Annotated in this window: 21 protein-coding genes; 6 read left to right on the forward strand and 15 right to left on the reverse strand. The window is 37.8% G+C overall.

Features of this window, described 5'->3' with window-relative positions:
• Window positions 1–79: 79 nt before the first annotated feature.
• The 4 genes from ACFX40_RS07460 to ACFX40_RS07475 form a co-directional block, all read right to left on the reverse strand.
• Window positions 80–931, reverse strand: coding sequence for a VOC family protein (locus ACFX40_RS07460; protein ID WP_098334032.1), 852 nt, complete (start codon window positions 929–931; stop codon window positions 80–82).
• 202 nt (window positions 932–1,133) lie between these two features.
• Complete coding sequence (locus ACFX40_RS07465) at window positions 1,134–1,997, reverse strand: MBL fold metallo-hydrolase (RefSeq protein ID WP_028410938.1); 864 nt, start codon at window positions 1,995–1,997, stop codon at window positions 1,134–1,136.
• A gap of 109 nt (window positions 1,998–2,106) precedes the next feature.
• A complete protein-coding gene (locus tag ACFX40_RS07470; protein WP_028410937.1) occupies window positions 2,107–3,033 on the reverse strand; it encodes a DMT family transporter in 927 nt (308 codons plus the stop codon).
• Window positions 3,030–3,512 (reverse strand): GNAT family N-acetyltransferase, encoded by a 483-nt coding sequence (locus tag ACFX40_RS07475; RefSeq protein ID WP_028410936.1) that lies wholly within the window; start codon window positions 3,510–3,512, stop codon window positions 3,030–3,032. The genes ACFX40_RS07470 and ACFX40_RS07475 overlap by 4 nt, the downstream gene beginning before the upstream one ends.
• Window positions 3,513–3,733: 221 nt before the next feature.
• Between ACFX40_RS07475 and ACFX40_RS07480 the strand changes: the two genes are divergently transcribed.
• Together ACFX40_RS07480 and ACFX40_RS07485 are read left to right on the forward strand one after the other, a co-directional pair.
• The gene (locus ACFX40_RS07480) at window positions 3,734–4,354 is read left to right on the forward strand and encodes a LysE family translocator (protein WP_013058667.1); all 621 of its coding nucleotides are present in this window, start codon (window positions 3,734–3,736) and stop codon (window positions 4,352–4,354) included.
• A 276-nt stretch (window positions 4,355–4,630) separates the two neighbouring features.
• Window positions 4,631–6,064: an alanine/glycine:cation symporter family protein gene (locus ACFX40_RS07485; RefSeq protein ID WP_060747121.1), complete on the forward strand. Its 1,434-nt coding sequence runs from the start codon at window positions 4,631–4,633 to the stop codon at window positions 6,062–6,064.
• A gap of 63 nt (window positions 6,065–6,127) precedes the next feature.
• Here the strand turns inward: ACFX40_RS07485 and ACFX40_RS07490 are convergent, their stop codons facing one another.
• Together ACFX40_RS07490 and ACFX40_RS07495 are read right to left on the reverse strand one after the other, a co-directional pair.
• On the reverse strand, window positions 6,128–6,580 hold the full coding sequence (locus tag ACFX40_RS07490; RefSeq protein ID WP_028410934.1) for a CBO0543 family protein: 453 nt from the start codon (window positions 6,578–6,580) through the stop codon (window positions 6,128–6,130).
• A gap of 157 nt (window positions 6,581–6,737) precedes the next feature.
• The gene (locus ACFX40_RS07495; protein ID WP_028410933.1) at window positions 6,738–7,703 is read right to left on the reverse strand and encodes a bile acid:sodium symporter family protein; all 966 of its coding nucleotides are present in this window, start codon (window positions 7,701–7,703) and stop codon (window positions 6,738–6,740) included.
• 291 nt (window positions 7,704–7,994) lie between these two features.
• On the opposite strand from ACFX40_RS07495, the gene ACFX40_RS07500 reads away from it, so the two are divergent.
• Window positions 7,995–9,101, forward strand: coding sequence for a mechanosensitive ion channel family protein (locus tag ACFX40_RS07500; RefSeq protein WP_025750169.1), 1,107 nt, complete (start codon window positions 7,995–7,997; stop codon window positions 9,099–9,101).
• 41 nt (window positions 9,102–9,142) lie between these two features.
• Here the strand turns inward: ACFX40_RS07500 and safA are convergent, their stop codons facing one another.
• The 5 genes from safA to ACFX40_RS07525 all read right to left on the reverse strand — a co-directional run bounded on the left by safA (window position 9,143) and on the right by ACFX40_RS07525 (window position 13,357).
• Window positions 9,143–9,766: a SafA/ExsA family spore coat assembly protein gene (safA, locus tag ACFX40_RS07505; protein WP_353749675.1), complete on the reverse strand. Its 624-nt coding sequence runs from the start codon at window positions 9,764–9,766 to the stop codon at window positions 9,143–9,145.
• A 138-nt stretch (window positions 9,767–9,904) separates the two neighbouring features.
• Window positions 9,905–11,269 carry a hemolysin family protein gene (locus ACFX40_RS07510; RefSeq protein WP_028410931.1) on the reverse strand — a complete coding sequence of 455 codons (1,365 nt, stop codon included), beginning with the start codon at window positions 11,267–11,269 and terminating at the stop codon, window positions 9,905–9,907.
• Between the two features lie 612 nt (window positions 11,270–11,881).
• Window positions 11,882–12,112, reverse strand: coding sequence for a YuzI family membrane protein (locus ACFX40_RS07515; protein WP_016765278.1), 231 nt, complete (start codon window positions 12,110–12,112; stop codon window positions 11,882–11,884).
• A 114-nt stretch (window positions 12,113–12,226) separates the two neighbouring features.
• Entirely contained in the window at window positions 12,227–12,946 is a 720-nt protein-coding gene (locus ACFX40_RS07520; RefSeq protein WP_377254748.1) for an NAD-dependent protein deacylase, read from the reverse strand.
• Between the two features lie 12 nt (window positions 12,947–12,958).
• Window positions 12,959–13,357: a universal stress protein gene (locus ACFX40_RS07525; protein WP_013058676.1), complete on the reverse strand. Its 399-nt coding sequence runs from the start codon at window positions 13,355–13,357 to the stop codon at window positions 12,959–12,961.
• Between the two features lie 158 nt (window positions 13,358–13,515).
• On the opposite strand from ACFX40_RS07525, the gene ACFX40_RS07530 reads away from it, so the two are divergent.
• A complete protein-coding gene (locus ACFX40_RS07530) occupies window positions 13,516–13,659 on the forward strand; it encodes a hypothetical protein (protein WP_013058677.1) in 144 nt (47 codons plus the stop codon).
• A 26-nt stretch (window positions 13,660–13,685) separates the two neighbouring features.
• On the opposite strand, the gene pfkA is transcribed toward ACFX40_RS07530, so the two are convergent.
• Window positions 13,686–14,645 carry a 6-phosphofructokinase gene (pfkA, locus tag ACFX40_RS07535; RefSeq protein ID WP_013058678.1) on the reverse strand — a complete coding sequence of 320 codons (960 nt, stop codon included), beginning with the start codon at window positions 14,643–14,645 and terminating at the stop codon, window positions 13,686–13,688.
• A gap of 345 nt (window positions 14,646–14,990) precedes the next feature.
• On the opposite strand from pfkA, the gene ACFX40_RS07540 reads away from it, so the two are divergent.
• Window positions 14,991–15,668: a C40 family peptidase gene (locus ACFX40_RS07540; protein WP_016765281.1), complete on the forward strand. Its 678-nt coding sequence runs from the start codon at window positions 14,991–14,993 to the stop codon at window positions 15,666–15,668.
• Window positions 15,669–15,807: 139 nt separating this feature from the next.
• The gene (locus tag ACFX40_RS07545; protein ID WP_028410929.1) at window positions 15,808–16,350 is read left to right on the forward strand and encodes a 5' nucleotidase, NT5C type; all 543 of its coding nucleotides are present in this window, start codon (window positions 15,808–15,810) and stop codon (window positions 16,348–16,350) included.
• Between the two features lie 149 nt (window positions 16,351–16,499).
• Here ACFX40_RS07545 and ACFX40_RS07550 read toward each other — a convergent pair whose 3' ends face one another.
• From ACFX40_RS07550 to ACFX40_RS07560, 3 genes are all read right to left on the reverse strand, one after another.
• On the reverse strand, window positions 16,500–16,625 hold the full coding sequence (locus tag ACFX40_RS07550) for a hypothetical protein (RefSeq protein WP_013058681.1): 126 nt from the start codon (window positions 16,623–16,625) through the stop codon (window positions 16,500–16,502).
• 586 nt (window positions 16,626–17,211) lie between these two features.
• The gene (locus tag ACFX40_RS07555) at window positions 17,212–17,337 is read right to left on the reverse strand and encodes a hypothetical protein (RefSeq protein ID WP_016765283.1); all 126 of its coding nucleotides are present in this window, start codon (window positions 17,335–17,337) and stop codon (window positions 17,212–17,214) included.
• A 102-nt stretch (window positions 17,338–17,439) separates the two neighbouring features.
• The gene (locus ACFX40_RS07560) at window positions 17,440–17,844 is read right to left on the reverse strand and encodes a secondary thiamine-phosphate synthase enzyme YjbQ (protein WP_098433271.1); all 405 of its coding nucleotides are present in this window, start codon (window positions 17,842–17,844) and stop codon (window positions 17,440–17,442) included.
• Window positions 17,845–17,957 lie beyond the last annotated feature (113 nt).

The raw sequence follows: 17,957 nt of genomic DNA on the forward strand, positions 1-17,957 counted from the left end.
GAGAAAAAAGTGTACATTTCTTTCCTATTTTGACGAACATTGCGATAAATAAAAGCTGCCAATTGCGGCAGCTTTTATGTTAAAGGACTAATCTAATTATATTGCCTGATGGATCTTTTGTGATGAAATCTTGGTTTTCTTTAGACACAGCTGCTCCGATTTCACGAAGCTTATTTATTGCCTGCTCCCTTTCTTCTTCAGCTGGAAAAACAAGTGTAAATGACGCTAAACCAACGCTGCTTTCAAGAGGACTAGGCGCTCCAATTCCATTCCAAACGTTTAGTCCGATGTGATGATGATAGCGCCCAGTTGAAATAAACAATGCTTGATTATGGTAATTGCTCACAACCTCAAAACCTAATCCATTTCGATAAAAGTTTTCCGTTTGCTCTAATTCAGAAACGTGAAGATGAATATGTCCCATTAAGGTAGCAGAAGGTAATCCTGTCCATGGTTTACCGTTTCCTTCAGCTAATATCGCTTCTGCATCTAAAGGTTTTGTAGCCATTACTACTTCACTGTCATTCCATTCCCATGTACTTGACGGACGATCTCGATAAATCTCTATGCCGTTTCCATCTGGATCTGCCAAGTACAGCGCTTCGCTCACTAGATGATCAGACGCCCCTTGAAGCGGATAACCGCTATTTAACAAATGCTGCAGTATACTTCCTAAATCAGAACGAGTGGGCAACAATAGAGCAAAATGATATAAGCCTGTTGTACGAGGCTGTTTTGCTGTAACGTTTTCCGGCTGTTCAATCGATAACAGCGCCGTGCGTCCATCAGCTGTTAACAGAGCTTTGTTCTCTTTTCTCCCTAAAAGTTTAAACCCGATTATTTGCTGATAAAAAGCAAGTGAACGCTCTAAATTTTCTACTTTTAAATTTACTTTCCCAACAAATACATGAGGTGCACGGTGAAAGTTCATGATTATTTCTCCTTTTGAATATATCATTTTTTAATCAACTTACTTTATGTAACTCATTATATTTTTATAACTTTATTTCGTCAAGTTATTTATTTTACTATCATAACTTAAAACTTATATCACTGCACAACCAATTGAATAAGCCCGCCTGCTCATAACATAGTATGAACAGGCGGGCTTATTTATCATTAGGCATAAACTATCAAAACAGTTCTCTGCTTTTGCGTTTGACATTTCCATTAACAAAATACTGTATTCTCTCTTTTTGCTCATTTGTTGGCTTCTTATACGTTTCACATTCAAACTGAAAACATGCTTTTTCTAAATCGACTTCATTTCCTACAATTTCTCCAATCGCACTCAATTGGTTTAAATCTCGCCAAAGTTCCTCAGGAGTTTCAGGGTCAAAATGAGATGAGAGATAATACTGCGCATCATATTTTTCAAGCTCTCTTTGAATCCGCTCAAAGTCTTCTTTATCATAACTCCAGTCACCGCTATAAAAATCTGGACATAGACAATCACCTAAAAACAGGACTTTTTCTTGGGGTATGTAGACAATGGACGAGTCCTGCGCGTGTACTCCGCCAATATGCTGAATGCAACAAGTGATTCCACCTAGGTCAACTTCCATATGATGATGAAACGTTACGTCCGGCTCCTGTAAAATTAACGTCTCTCGACTAGGCATTTCTTTCTTTATCATGTCCCGGCAAAATTCGATTTCTTCACCTTCCCGAACACGTTTATCCAAGGCATCATCGTCCCAGCGCAGTGTCTTTAAATAAGCCAGCTTTTTCTTCGTTAGATGATGGCTGATTGTATACTTGTTCATGGCATGAATGCCAAATGTATGATCCCAGTGCCAATGCGTAATAGCTACTCCTTTGATTGGAGGGACGCCCATTTTTCCAACTTCTTCTAAAAATAATGATGCATGACCAGGAGAATTCCCGGCATCTACGATGAAACTATACTTCTCCCCGCATATAAGCCCGAGCACCGGCCGATCCGTTTCTTGAGAATGAGGAAAGTAATAAACATGGTCCGTTAGTTTTTTCAGCATATTTACACCCGCTTTATGTAGTTTAATAAAAGCCTCTTTATCAAATGGTAAATAATGATAAATAATGATAAATAAACTGTATCATACTCGGTGCTGCTTGCCTATCCAATTAGCTGATATTGGACTTTTCTTGAAGAGCCATGACTTTTTCTGGCTCTTCTGCTTTGTACTTTAAGAAGATCATCACACTAATCATCACAATCATCCCTCCTACTAGCTGAGAAACAGTTGTCATTTCTCCAAGCAAGGAATAAGCGAGAATGATGGCACCAATTGGCTCTCCTAAAATAGCCATTGAAATTGTCGTAGCACCTACGTACTTTAACAGCCAGTTAAATAAGGCATGACCAAAAATATTAGGAATAAGCGCTAAAAGCAAAAAAATCCACCAATCTTTTGGGTCATAATGAGTCAGCGATACGTTTGTACAAATATTGTAGACAAATAGAACCAGGCCACCGATTAAAAAAACGGCGAAGCTATAGATGATTGAAGGCATTTTCCTGCATAATTCTTGCCCCGCAAGCATATGAACAGAAACAGCTACTGTACCTAAAATAGAAAGTAAGTCTCCGTAAAGAGCCGTTTTAGATACTCCGATATCTCCCGATGCAATAATTACCGAGCCGCTAACAGCAATTAAAATGCTGATGATTCCTACTTTGCTTGTTTTTTCTTTAAATAAAAAATAAGCTCCTATCACTACGAAGACCGGCTCAAGCGCAGTCAAAATCATAGCACTAGCAACTGTTGTATGTGAAAAAGACTCCATCCAAAACAGAAAGTGAAGCCCTAAAAACACGCCTGATACAGCTAGCATTAGCCATTCTTTTACCGTGCTGTTTTTAAAAAGAATTTTCATTTTCCTCCATGGTAAAAACGGTAAAAATAAAAGGACCGTAAACAGCAGTCTATACATTCCTAAAATAGAAGCAGGCGCGTCCGACCATTTAATTAAAATAGAAGAAAAAGAAACGGCTAATACACCGATTAAAAGAAAGACAGGAGGCGGTAAAGGAAGAGTTGATTTATTCATGCCATGACTCCTTTTAAAATCTCTTTTTTCATATTTACTACGGGAATATTCACTCCGTCTCTATGTACGATTTCTTTTTCCTCTATGTAAAAGCCGATTGATTCATACAAAGCTATATTACGAGAAACGCTCATTCTCACCTTGCATGATAAACTTTCCTTGCCACACTCTTTGGCATATATCTCTAACCATTGAATAAGCTGTTTAGCCATTCCTTTTCCTTGAAAAGCAGGAATAACAGACAACCGGTAAAAATATAAGCTCGTTTCTTCTAGCGTAAAACGCGCCATCGCTACCGGCTTATTTTCGACGTATAAAATGACAGCTTCTTTTTCGTGCTTTAACGATTGCATAATAGATTCGATTGTTTCATCAAGAGCACTGGATGGTGGGACAGAATCGCGATAGACGGAGAAGGCTTGTAGCATAAGATCGTGAACTGTAGCAGCGTCCTCCGGCTGTGCTAAACAGTACTTCATAAATTTTTACCCTCTTTCTATAAAAATTAAGTATATCGAATTATTATACAACACCACCTATTTTTTTCCTACACCTTTTATTGATTTTTATTAAGGAGAATAACCTCTTTTTACGCTTTTACACCTTCTTAACTTTACTCCATTAATCTATTAATTCATTAGCACACACTCTTGAGAACTTTTTGTCGAAATGGTTAAAATTCTGTTGGGAGGGAATCATCATGACATTTTCTTGGCTTATACCTTACATAGCCGTGTCACTTATCATTGTCTTAATACCAGGACAAGACATGATTTTCGTAATGACACAAAGTATTGCTTCAGGCGTCAAAGCAGGCATCAAAACCGTATTAGGATCTATTACGGGAACATTTGTACATACTCTTTTAGCCGCAGTGGGGCTATCAATTATCTTTCAAAAATCAATTATTGCCTTTACGATTCTAAAGGTTGTAGGTGTTCTGTACCTGCTGTTTTTAGCCTACCAATCGTTTCGCGAGAAAAGCGGTCCGTTGGAATTAACAGAAAACGTTCAGCAGCACCATCACTTTAGAAAAGGATTTGTTAGCAACTTAACCAATCCAAAAGTAGCTATTTTCTTCATTACGTTCTTACCGCAGTTTGTTAATTCGTCTCTTGGACATGTAAGTTTGCAAATGATTTTGTTTGGTATCATCTTTATCGCCGAAACGCTCATCATCTTTTCACTTATTGCGCTATTTGCTTCTGGCCTTGGGAAAAAAGTCAAAAAAAGCCGTATCTTTCAGCACACATTAAAATATGTAAAAGGAACGGTTTTTGGCGTACTTGGCCTAAAACTTTTATTTTCTAGCAACAATTAAGTAAAACAAACTGAAATTTCTTTCATCCTGCTGTTATCGCCTTTTCATACCCGCTTCATTTGTCATATCACCCTATTTTTCCATGTGAGGTTAGTTGACAAAAGACCAAAATTATTATTTTATATATATATAAGGTTCAGATTTAGCAACAAGATTCGACAAGGATAATGAAGAAAAACAGCGGGGAAATAGGGAGATCTATCTAAATAGAGGGAAAATTCTATAAATTCACGTTTTTTATTATTATTCTACTATAATTCATGAAGAGGTGAAACTATGCAAGAAGTAGTTCAAGGTTTTGTTAGTTCAATCAACGAATTTCTTTGGTCCTACTTACTGATTGCGATGCTGATTGCATTTGGTTTGTTTTTTACATTCAGGTCAAAGTTTTTACAAATTCGGTTATTAAAAGAAATGGTTCGTGTATTAAAAGAAGGTGCGGATAGCTCTTCTAAAGACGGAATTTCGCCATTCCAAGCGTTTTGTATCAGTATGGCAGCCCGCGTTGGTACGGGGAACATTACAGGTATTGCGATTGCGATCGCTTTAGGGGGACCTGGTGCTGTATTTTGGATGTGGGTGCTTGCCGTTATCGGTTCAGCTTCAGCATTTATCGAAAGTACATTAGCACAAATATACAAAGTAAAAGACAAAGACGGCGGCTTCCGAGGCGGACCGGCTTACTATATGGAAAAAGGGTTAAAGAAGCGCTGGATGGGCGGACTGTTTGCTGTCTTAATCACTTTATCATTCGGCTTAATTTTTAATGCTGTACAATCAAACACGATTACTCTTGCGTTTGAAAATGCGTTCGGAACAAATCGTTTAGTGTTAGGAATTATTATGACAGTGGCTTTCGCTGCCATTATTTTTGGCGGAGTTAAGCGTATTGCAAAAATGTCAGAATACATTGTTGTGGTACTAGCTGTTGCCTATATTGCAGTAGCACTTTTCATTATTATCATGAACATTCAAGAAATGCCTTCTCTTATTGCGTTAATCGTTAAAAATGCATTTGGTTTCGATCAAATTGCCGGCGGTTCTCTTGGAGCAGCTCTTATGCAAGGAATTAAACGCGGATTATTCTCAAACGAAGCGGGTATGGGTAGTGCGCCGAATGCAGCCGCAGCTGCAACAACAAGCCACCCGGTAAAACAAGGGTTGATTCAAGCATTTGGTGTATTAACAGATACGCTTATTATTTGTAGTAGTACTGCCTTTATCATTTTGCTTTCAGGTACTTATACAAATAAAAATTTAAGCGGTATTGAGTTAACACAAGCTGCTTTAAGCACTCACATTGGTTCTTGGGCAACAGGTGCTCTTGCAATTATGATTTTCCTATTTGCTTTTAGTACATTAATTGGTAACTACTACTACGGAGAAACAAATATTGAGTTCTTGAACACAAATAAAGCTTGGCTGATGACTTATCGTGTTGCTGTACTTGCAATGATTGTGTTCGGTTCTATTTCTCAAATTCAGCTTGTATGGGATTTAGCAGACCTGTTTATGGGCTTGATGGTAGTGGTTAACTTAATCGCGATTCTCTTGCTCTCGAAAATTTCTTTTGCAGCACTGAAAGATTATCTTGCTCAAAAGAAAGCTGGAAAAGACCCTGTCTTCTACCAAGACAGCATTTCTGGACTTGATAATATTGATGCATGGGATCATTCAAAAGATAAATCTAGCTCGAAAGAAGCAATCTAATAAAAAAAGCCGTGAATATTCACGGCTTTTTTTATTGTGCAAATTTACTTCTTTTTCTTTCTTCTAGTGAAGCAGTCTAAGACTAACCAAATACCTATAGTATAAATAAATCACGCCGTACGGAATCCAGTAGGAAAAAAATGTCCAGCCGAGATTCCATCCGTTTCCGTATGTAACTCTTTCCATATGCACATACGTTCCTTCCAAAAATGTTGTAAACAGCGCAATAAGAAAAACAAAAAAATGAGGCTTTCCAATTCGCTGGATTAAAAAAATCATATAGCTGGCCAATACAGGATAGACGCCTAAATTAAAAGGCAGCGCTTCTAATGCTTCATTTTCTAAAGAAGTGCGGAGTTTCCAAAAACCATAATAGCTCCCTAATTCATTAATAACGATTGCTAAAACGCAAAAAGCAGTTCCTACTAAAGGCAGTAAACGACGATTTTTAGGATGTAAATAGAGTGTTCCAAAAATCCAAGGTAAAACAAACGCCAGCGCTATATTGATAAGCAAAAATATCCGACCTTTTTGTTTCTAGTATGCCACACCGTTCCTTTTTCTAATCATCTCGTTATCTTGAACGCAGCAAGCGTAAAAGCACCTTATCCCTCGTCATTAAAACAGAGTGCTTACTTTATGATTACTATGGTTCCTCCCTTGCTTCTTCCATTTATTTTAATGAAACAAATTCAGCGTCTTTTTTCTCGTAATAGTTTTGAACTAAACGCCCCGATAAAGCAGCTAATACCTGCTGAAATAACATCCCCAGCACAACCGGTACAGCAACGGGAGCTGGAAAATAAGATACGGCTAACACGGCTCCGGCGCTAATATTTCTCATGCCTCCGCAAAACGTAAGCGTCACAACTTTTGCTCGGTCCCACCTTAGCCATTTGCCAATCATCCAGCTGAAGAAATAACCAGCTGAACTCATTAAAAAGACAATCACGATAATAAACAGCAGTTTTTTATCAATATGTTTTAAATAAGGTGCAATCACTCCCCCATTTATCATAACCATCACACTTAACCCTATTTTCGAAACAGGCGCCAGCTTTGGTCCTAATGTCTGCTTAATTGTTCCTTTTGTATATTGATTTAAGCACATGCCTAACAAAGATGGAAGGACAATCATAAAACATAAATCTTTGACTAACTTTAGCGCTTCCAAATGCACGGTGTCTCCAACCACCAATAAAAGCGTATAAGGAACGATAAGCGGGGCTAAAAGAGTATCAATTAAAATAATGGATAGCGCAAGAGGAATGCTTCCTTTGTAAATCGAGACCCATATAAAACTAGTCACTCCTGTTGGAATAATCGCTGCTAGCAAAAGACCCGTGCTTGTAAATACATCATGTGGAAAAATCACTTGGCCAACGCTCCAAGCCCACGCCGGCATAAAAATATGTAAAACAAACAGGGCCATAATGATTGGAAATGGACGGTGTATCGTGGCATTTAACTGGTGAAAGTTTGAATTCAAACTTCCGGCAAACGTCATTAATGCGAAAAGCCATGGAATTAAGAAGGTATACTGACTTAAGGACGAACCGATAAGAACTCCTATGAGCAAGCTGACAGGCGTAATAAACGGCATCAATTTTTCTAGCATTCTATTTAATTGACTTAACAAAGCTTCTCCCTCCAACGCACGTTTTAAATAAATAATAAGATAAATTAACGTTTATAATATCACCTATTTATTATACAACTTATTTTCAGACTATTGCCTGTCTCTTTTACTAAAAAGAGATATATTCATAATTATCACTTAAATAGATTTACAGGTATTTTTGTGCTATTTTAATAGGGAAGAAGCTTTTAAAAAGCATGAATTTAGGGTAAAGAACACTCTACATAGAAATGCTTTCAATTGACGGATATAAATGGACTGTAGCACAGTTTTGGTAACTAGGAGGATTGTATGGATTTTTTGAAGTCTCTGTCATCGTTAGATGATTGGAAAAAAATCGTGATTGCGATTGGGATCTTTTTGATCTTTTTAATTCTTCGCAAGCTTTTCACGACTTATTTGTTTAAGTTTATTATTGGTTTTGTCAAAAATAAAAAAATCAATTTAATTACGAGCGTTTTAGAAGCTTTTGAAAAGCCGCTGCGCTGGATTTTTGTGATTATTGGTTTCAAGCTTGCTCTTCCCTATCTTCCCTTTGATGTTTTAACAGCCGACACGGAAAGACATTTAGTTCGTTCAGCTTCTGTTGGCCTTGCAGGATGGGGCTTGTATAATTTAGCTGCTTCTACCAATTTATTTTTTGCAACGTTTGCCAAAAATTTTGATATCCAAGTGGATCGAATCATTATTCCTTTTATTGAAAAGTTCATCCGCATCGTTGTGGTTATGCTTTCTATCTCCATCATCGCAGAAGAATGGGGTTTTAACGTAAACGGCTTTGTAGCGGGTCTTGGATTAGGTGGTCTTGCTTTTGCCCTAGCCGCAAAAGACACCGTTAGTAATTTATTCGGCGGAATTGTAATTATTACCGAAAAGCCTTTTACCATTGGAGATTGGATTAAAACACCTAGTGTTGAAGGCGTTGTAGAAGATATTACGTTTCGAAGCACCAAAGTTCGAACGTTCGCTCAAGCAGTCGTAACGGTTCCAAATGCTACTCTTTCTAATGAACCTATTATTAACTGGGCTAAAATGGGGAAACGTCAAATTGCCTTTCATTTAAATTTGAATTATAATACACCAAAAGAAAAGTTAGAAACCGTAGTGGCAAGAATTAAAAAGATGCTGACTGAACACGAAGAAATTCACAATGAAACGATTCTTGTAAATTTTGACGGCTTCTATGAATCTAGTCTAAATATCTATCTGTATTTCTTTACAAATACAACCGTTTTTGCTGATTATTTAGATGTAAAAGAAAATATAAACTTCGAAATTATGGACATTCTTGAAGAAGAAGGCGTAGAATTTGCTTTCCCTACGCGCACACTCATCGTTGAGCAGGACGGAAAGCTTTCTGGCAATCCAAAAGAATTTCTAGAAAGTGCTCGAAGCTAAAAAAAAGCTGACTTAGTAGTCAGCTTTTTTTCCTTTCTTTTTTAGTTTGAAATGAACATTTGAGTCCAGTAATGGCCGTAGCTTCCGCCTTTAGCGTAACCTACTCCGATTTCGGTAAATTGACTCGATAGTATGTTTTTACGGTGACCTTCGCTATTCATCCATGCGTTAACCACTTCTTTTGGAGTTGCTTGTCCAGCAGCGATATTTTCACCTGCTGTACTGTATGTAATACCAAATTTCTTCATCATGTCGAACGGACTTCCATATGTAGGCGATGTATGACTGAAATAGTTTTTATCAATCATATCCTGCGATTTATAGCGAGCAACGCGAGCTACTTCCCAATTAGATTTTAAAGGCTTAAGCCCTGCTTTAGCGCGTTCTTGATTCACTAGCTGAACCACTTGCTCTTCGTATGAACTTCCCGCTTTATCTGTTGGTATGGTAATTTTTTGTCCCGGGTAGATTGAATTAGGATTTTTAATAGCAGAATTCGCTTCAATCAGCTCGGAAACGCCAACCTGATATTTTACTGCTATTTTCCACATCGTATCTCCCGATTGAACGGTATGTACGGTTGCTGCTTGCGCAGTGTTATTAAGACCAAAAGCTAGAGTGACAGACAACAATGTTACTAATAAAAGTTTTGATAGAGTTTTCATACTTTTATTAAAGCAAATTGATTTCAAGATTCATAGCGGTAATATTATCCCATAGTTCCATCATATGACTTTGTCATCTTCTCTGCACACTTTTCTATAACAAAAAGACGCACTGCTCTTTCGCAATGCGCCTTCTTATTATGAAGATAAAGCCTGTGACTGGTTCATGTCCGCCACATTAACCGCTTCATCTGTGCTTTGATGCACCTGACGTTTTTTGATCACATCAATATATTGAATGTGATGGCCTTCCATTTTTGTAACGGTAAAGTCATACTGATCAAAGCTAAGGCTTTCTCCTTGCTTGACGTCATATTTTTCCGTCAAGACCCAGCCTCCAATTGTATCAACATCCGTATCATCAATTGTTGTGCCAAGCAGCTCGTTAAGCTCACTTACTAATAATTTTCCATCTACAATATAATGATCGGGTTTGACTTTCTGAATTAATGGAAGTTCATCCGCATCAAATTCATCACGAATTTCACCGACAATTTCCTCTAAAATATCCTCTACTGTTACAATCCCTGCTGTTCCACCGTATTCATCAATTAAAATAGCCATATGGATGCGTTCACGCTGCATCTTAAGCAATAAATCATGAATAGGAATCGATTCAATTACTTCAATAACAGGACGGATATACTGTTTTAAATCTATTTTTTCCTTGCTGTTGTTCATGACAATCTCGGTTAAAATCTCTTTCATATTGACCATTCCAATAATATGGTCTTTATCTCCATCGATGACCGGATAGCGGGTAAACCGTTCTTCTTGGACCATCTCAAGGATGTATTCGACCGTATCTTCCTGGTCAATCGAAACGACTTCCGTACGCGGCACCATAATCTCCTTGGCAACGCGATCATCAAAGTCAAAAATTTTACTTACATATTTAAACTCCGATTGATTGATTTCACCGCTTTTATAGCTTTCTGATAACAAGATGCGAAGCTCTTCTTCACTGTGTGCAAGCTCATTTTCTGAAGCAGGCTTTAGACCAAATAACCCTGTTATTAAACGAGAAGAACTGTTTAATAGCCAAATGAAAGGATAGGTTACTTTATAAAAGAGTATAAGCGGACGAACAAATAATAAAGTGACTTTCTCTGCTTTTTGAATTGCAAATGTTTTCGGAGCAAGCTCTCCGACCACAACATTTATAAATGTAACAACCGCAAAAGAAATCGCAACAGATAGTACTTTTGTTAAAGCTCCGCTTATCCCTAGTTGATCAAGTAATGGGGAGAGGAGATGCGAAAGTGTAGGCTCTCCTAACCAACCAATTCCCAGCGCAGTAATCGTAATACCAAGCTGACACGCAGATAAGTATTCATCTAAATTTGAAATAACTTGCTTCGCAGCTTTTGCATTGCTGCTCCCTTCTGCTATAAGCTGATCCACTTTGGAACTCCTCACGCGAATAATCGCAAACTCGGTAGCAACGAAAAAAGCAGTTAATGCAATCAGTACCGCTAGTAAAATCAAGTTAAATATGTCCAATCAAGTTCCTTAGCTCGTTTAAAAACGAGTAAGGACTCACCTCCTAAAAAATAAAAAATTTGGATAAAGAACTCTATCCCTGTACTGATCACTTGGAAAAGTGTATATAAGGAGGAATCACATGATAAATGTATAAACATTTTTATATGGAGCAAAACTGCCAGTCTTTCTTCCTTATCTCACGTTTCACTCGTTCATGTAGCAGGTCATTCTTTATTCAGCTGTTCTAGATGTGAAGCAATGGCTCACATCGCTTCATTTCATGATGTTGCTTCAGCGCTGATTCTCTCTTCCATTCATTTATAAAAAATTTAGTAGTTTCCAATCTTTATAAAGTTAAAGTCTGCTAACGTCTTAAAAGAGCGATTATGTGATAAAGAGCGATATGCGTGAAGCAAATGTTGGTTTGTATAATACTGTATTGTACGCTTTGACACTGGTGCATATAATGCTACTTCGCCAACGTGGTACACTGCCCCATCCAATCACCTCTATTTCCGTATATCTAAAAAGATTAAGGAATAATTATCCTATTTCTTTTTAAACTTATTGACTTTATTTTAAATGTTAAAAACTTTGCAGTCAAACGTTTTAGTTAGTCTCCTGCCCTTGCTATTTACTGGTGCGGCGATTTTTAGCAGGTAAATAAAAGCTTGCTGCTACACAAAAAAAACCAAGGACAAAACAGATAATGGGGAGTTTCATACCTATTGCTTCAGCATAATAAGTGAGACTCCTTCCGTGAATAGGGACAAGATTCATTTCAAAAATCAAAGTCAAAACAGCTGTCACTTTGAGTGCAATACCAACAATGAAGAGACAAACTCTCAAGCCTCCACTCATATGCGCAAACATCCCTTCTATCCATTAGCGAATGGATGATGTACTACACCATATGATACATCCCTTCACTTTATCACTAAATGCTAAAAAAGCGCTATGTCCATGCATAGACGCTTATAAATTTGCGACCACTTGTCCAATGGAACCATAGATAACCAAATCAAACAAATAATCATAATGCGTAGGTTCTTTATTAATCATCACCATGTTTGTACGATTGTACCGGCTCACAAGCAGCGGAATCTGATTAATCGGTGCTACTTCAAGCGATGAACCAAGCACGATGAATAAATCAGATGACAGCGCTGCTGTAACTGCTTCATCGAACTGATGAATGGCATCTCCAAAGAGAACAACATTTGGCTTTAAAAGGCGCTCACACGCTGCACATTGCGGGAGAGCTGACTGATTTAAGTACGCTAAGTCATACTCTTTTTTACAGCTCGGACAATGAGCTCTCTTAATGGACCCATGAATTTCAAAAACGTTCGTGCTTCCTGCATCTTGGTGCAAGCCATCAATATTTTGCGTAATTACATGCACGGTTTTGGCTTCTTCTAGTTCAGCAATAAAGCGATGGCCCGTATTTGCTTTATACTGATGCAGCATTTTAACATGAAAAATTTCTTTAAACAGCGGCCAAAATTCATGAGGATACTGTTCATAGAAGTCAGCAGCTACTACGTCCACAAAGCTTTTGTTTTGGCGATATAAGCCGTTTTGAGAGCGAAAGTCAGGTATACCCGACTCTGTGCTCATTCCTGCTCCCGTAAAAAAACAAATGTGTTTAGCATCATCAATGAGCTGTTTTAACTCTTTGTACTGTTTTACCATTGCATTTCTCTCCTATTTAACAATTAGCACAGGAATCGTTACTTGCTGTGCAATCTTAGAACTCACGCTTCCAAGCAGCATGCCTTTTACAGGATTTAACCCTCTGCTTCCTATTACTACAAGGTCAAATGAATTTTGATTAGCAAATTGAATCACTGTTTTAGCCGCGTCTCCGTGCATAAACGTAATCTCATACTCCACGTTTCCTTGCTTTAAAATTTCATCTGTTGTATGTATCCGGCTTTCACGTTCCTCATCGCGGCTAAGTGATTTTAATCTTGAATCACCCTCTACTGCATAAATGACCTGAATAAAACTGTTTTCCGTCAGCTGAGCCAGCTGAACAGCTTTTTCTGTTGCTTTAGCTGCATGCTCTGAGCCATCTGAGGCAAGTAAAATTCGTTTAAACATCACGCTTCCTCTCCTCTTTTGTAAAATGGTCTTCTTTCTTTACTATATCACTCGCTGTTCAAATGTAATCATTTTTTTGATTATTTCTATAATTTTTAAAATCATTTGTCTACTTTTATGATAAACTGAAAGAAAACTTGTACAGAGGGGATGGAACGATGTTTGGTTTTGAATTAATTTGCACCTTTTGCAAAGGGCTCGGAAAGCTAGCCGTTATTCCTGGTATCGGTTACATGAAAACATGCAAACACTGCGAAGGAACAGGGATGCAATCAAAAAAAGACGAAACTCCTTCCATATAAGAAGTTTCGCCTCAGCAACACTGTGATTAGATTGAAAGTTCTTTAGATAAACGGTACATATCAGCATTGATATGGTGAGGTTCACCTAAAATTTCCATAATATCATAATCTACAATTTCATTTTTACGGATACCGATTGCACGGCCACCTTTACCTTCTAGCAAAAGCTCCACTGCACGACCGCCGAAACGGCTTCCTAGCACACGATCTTGAGCAGTTGGGGAACCACCGCGCTGAATGTGTCCTAATACTGTTACACGCGTTTCAATACCTGCAGCTTCATGAAGCTGCTTCGCTACTTCATTACCATTGGCTACACCTTCAGCTACTACGATAATGCTGTGCTTTTTACCGCGCTCTTGTCCTTTTCTCAAACGATCAACCATTTCTTGGAACTCGTCTTTTGCTTCTGGGATAAGGATTGTTTCCGCACCGCCAGCAAGACCTGACCAAAGAGCAATGTCTCCTGCATTACGACCCATAACTTCAATAATAAACGTACGTTCATGAGAAGTCGCCGTGTCACGGATTTTATCAATTGCATCGATAACCGTATGAAGAGCCGTATCAAATCCTAATGTAAAATCTGTTCCTGGAATGTCGTTATCAATTGTTCCTGGAATACCAATACAAGGGAAACCAAGCTCTGTTAGTTTTACAGCTCCCATGTATGATCCGTCTCCACCAATAACTACTAAGCCTTCAATACCGTGCTTCTTAAGGTTTTCAATACCTTTTAAACGCCCTTCTTCTGTTTTGAATTCTGGACATCTTGCAGAATAAAGCATAGTTCCACCGCGTTGAATGATGTCACCAACATCTCCAACTTCTAGCTTTTTAATATTTCCTTCTATTAACCCTTGATATCCTTGATAGATACCGTAAACTTCCATACCTTCATGAATTGCTTTACGCACAACAGCACGAACCGCAGGATTCATACCTGGAGAATCTCCGCCGCTTGTTAATACACCTATTCTTTTCATTACTTTCACCTCATCAAAGTCACATACATGACTACTATATTATAGTTCTACATTTTACCCGAGTTCGAACTTTTTGTGTAGTAATTCACAACATATTTCTTTGTTAAATTTTAAATGTACATACTTTTTCATATCTTTTAGTTATTTACCGTCAAATATTCAAAGTTTTTCTAGCAATATTGTACATCTAAAGAACCCTTTTAGTTACAGCTTTTATAAGACTATATTCACCTTTATATTTCATTTTTTTCATATATGTAATGAAATTGTAACGTAGAACACTGTCGAAAGATGATATGATGAATTTACTTAAATCAGGAAAAATTTTCAGGGGGTACTAGTTTTATGAAAAAAGTAATAGCAGCTCTTACGCTTGCTGGCGTTATTGTTTCTACTAGCCCGATTGTCAGCCAAGCGGCTCTAGGCGACCAAACGCTTCGCCAAGGCATGAATCACCAAGATGTTAAACAACTACAACAAACGTTGAAAAATAAAGGTTATTTTAAAGGGAATACGACTACATACTTTGGGACTGTTACAACTTCTGCTGTAAAATCATTTCAGCGCAAAAATGGACTAGCAGCAGATGGTATTGTCGGAAAAGGAACGTATGCTAAACTAGGCGTTTCAGCAAAGGGCAAATCGCCTTCTAGCTCAGCGCGCTATAACCCTAACGCAGTGATTAACAAAGGAAAACAGTATATGGGCGTTCGATATCGCTGGGGTGGAACAACGCCAAGCGGCTTTGACTGCAGCGGTTTTATTGGCTATGCGTTCAAACATGGCGGCGGGGTTCAGCTTCCTCGAACAGTAGCTCAAATTTATCAAAAAGGAACGCGCGTCTCAAGTCCAAAAGCTGGAGATATTGTGTTCTTCCAAACTTATACAAAAGGGCCTTCTCATGCAGGAATTTATTTAGGAAATAACCAATTTCTTCACTGCTCTTCATCTAAAGGTGTGAGCATCTCTTCTCTAAAAGAGAGCTATTGGAGCAAACGCTATTTAGGTGCTAAAAGAATGTAGTTTCTATAAAAAGGGCAAGCTGTGCGATTTTGATGCGGCTTGCTCTTTTTATGCATGTAAAAGATTTGGTATAGTAGAAACAGCACATTACATTGCAAAACCAAGCGTGTAGATGAATACTGTAAAGGAAGTTGAATAAATGCACACCCTTTTAATTGACATGGATTCTGTCATTTGTGATCTTATGACGGATTGGCATAACCAATATAACCAAGATTATTGCGACAGCTTATCGGTTGAAAAGTTAAAATGCTGGGAATCAGAAAAGTATGTAAAGCCGGAATGCGGCACGAAAATTTATGACTACCTCGATCAGCCGGGGCTTTTTTTACATTTACAACCTCTCCCTCATGCTGTTGAGGTTCTTAAACGACTTTATGAGAGGTTTTCCATTTTAATTGTCACAAGCAGCCGTACCTATGCTTATACAGAAAAAGAACAGTGGGTTGAGAAACACCTTCCGTTTATCGGAAAATATAATATCGTGTTTACACACCAAAAAGATAAAATATACGGAGACTTGCTATTTGATGATGCACCGCATAATTTGAAGGCTTTTCAAGCTACAGGTCGCCATGCTGTTGCCATGAGCTACCCGTATAACCAAGAAGTAAATGTCCCACGCGTGGACGATTGGCTTCAGTTTGAACAGTACGTAAATACTTATTTTAACGAATGTTAAGCTAAAAAACACGTGGACTTTGTCATCAGAGAATGAATGCAGTGCGTTTGTTAGCACAGCTATAAGCATAAAAAAACCGCCTTTTGGGCGGTTTTTGACGGATAGCCCCTAAGGGTTATCCGCTTTTTATTTAAAAAAAATATAGTTTTTTAGTACTTATCAGCTGATGAGAAAAAGTCCATAATGGCATGGATAATTTCAACGGACTGAAAAGAAAACAATGATATGGCTGTTAATGAAAAGAAACCAATCATGGCCATACGTACAAGTAACATAGACTAATCGCCTCCCTGTTTTGAACTAAATGAACGCACCCAAAACAATTCGCTATCTGTCTTTGTTTGTACGACGTTTTCGCCAAGCAAAGGCAGCTCATTCACTGCGTGTAACAATGACAATGAATCTTCATCTTTCTTTTAAAGACTAAGCGTATAGTTAGTATATCAAATGAAACTTTTTCTTCAAGGCTATACTAGCGGTAAAAAAGGAAATAGTATGAAACGATGCGTTTTATCTTTATTTCATACAATTTAGTACCCTAATATTTATTATATTAAACCTTTTAGGAAAATTGCTACTATTATATCTTTTTTTATAAAAAAAGATAGTAAGACATAACTAAATCAATCCAACCTAAAGACGAACAAGTGAGATAAATGATCTCGACTGCTTGTTGCATCGCTGTTGATCTCAGTGTAAGACTTCGTTTTCCGTCAGCGGCCGATGAGCCTGCTCGTCTACCTACACGAAACCTACGTCCACCCTACCAATGAAAAAATCCGAACGCGTTAAATTCTCAAGCAAGAATCAAACTCATTCGGATCTTCTTTCAATTAAAATAATTTTGTCTCTTCACTTTATTTATCGACACGTACTGTAATACTCATTGACAATGTCTAAAATAGTTGGGTATTCTTCCACCCATGTAAAATTTGTTTTTTCGTTTTCTTTTTTCACTGTTTCTTGTTCTGCACCGATCTTTTCCATTGTTCAATCTCTCCCTTTAACTGTTATATAACATTTATATTAACTAAACTTTGTTTTATAACAATTTTAAAAAGAAAGTTGGACAATGAGTATGAAAAAAAGTTATTGTAGGGATAAAATTTTCACATAATACGTACGAGTCCTTGGTCCATCAAACTCGCAAAAATAAATTCCTTGCCACGTTCCTAGCAGCAGCTGCCCATCGTGAATGATTATATGATGAGAGGAGCCGACGGTGCTCGCTTTGAGATGCGCAGCCGTATTTCCTTCCATATGAAGATCTAACTTATGTTCCCAAGGATATACTTCATCAAAACGTCGGATCATATCGGTTTTTACATCCGGATCCGCATTTTCATTAATTGTTATACCAGCGGTTGTATGAGGACAGTAAACAACTACAGCCCCTTCTTTTAATCCTTCTGTTCTTATTAATGCTTGTACCTGACTCGTCACGTCAATCATTTCGTCACGCTTATTCGTTTTTAACGTAAATGAATGTAGCATACCATCACCTCTTTTCTTTACCATAACATATCTTTTCTATTCTTCCACATTTTTCGCATAACTCGTTTTCACATCGTAAACACTAAGCTCATTAACACAACAGGCGGTGAGTT

Source organism: Priestia sp. YIM B13552 (assembly GCF_042787775.1).
Taxonomy (GTDB): Bacteria; Bacillota; Bacilli; order Bacillales; family Bacillaceae_H; genus Priestia; species Priestia megaterium_E.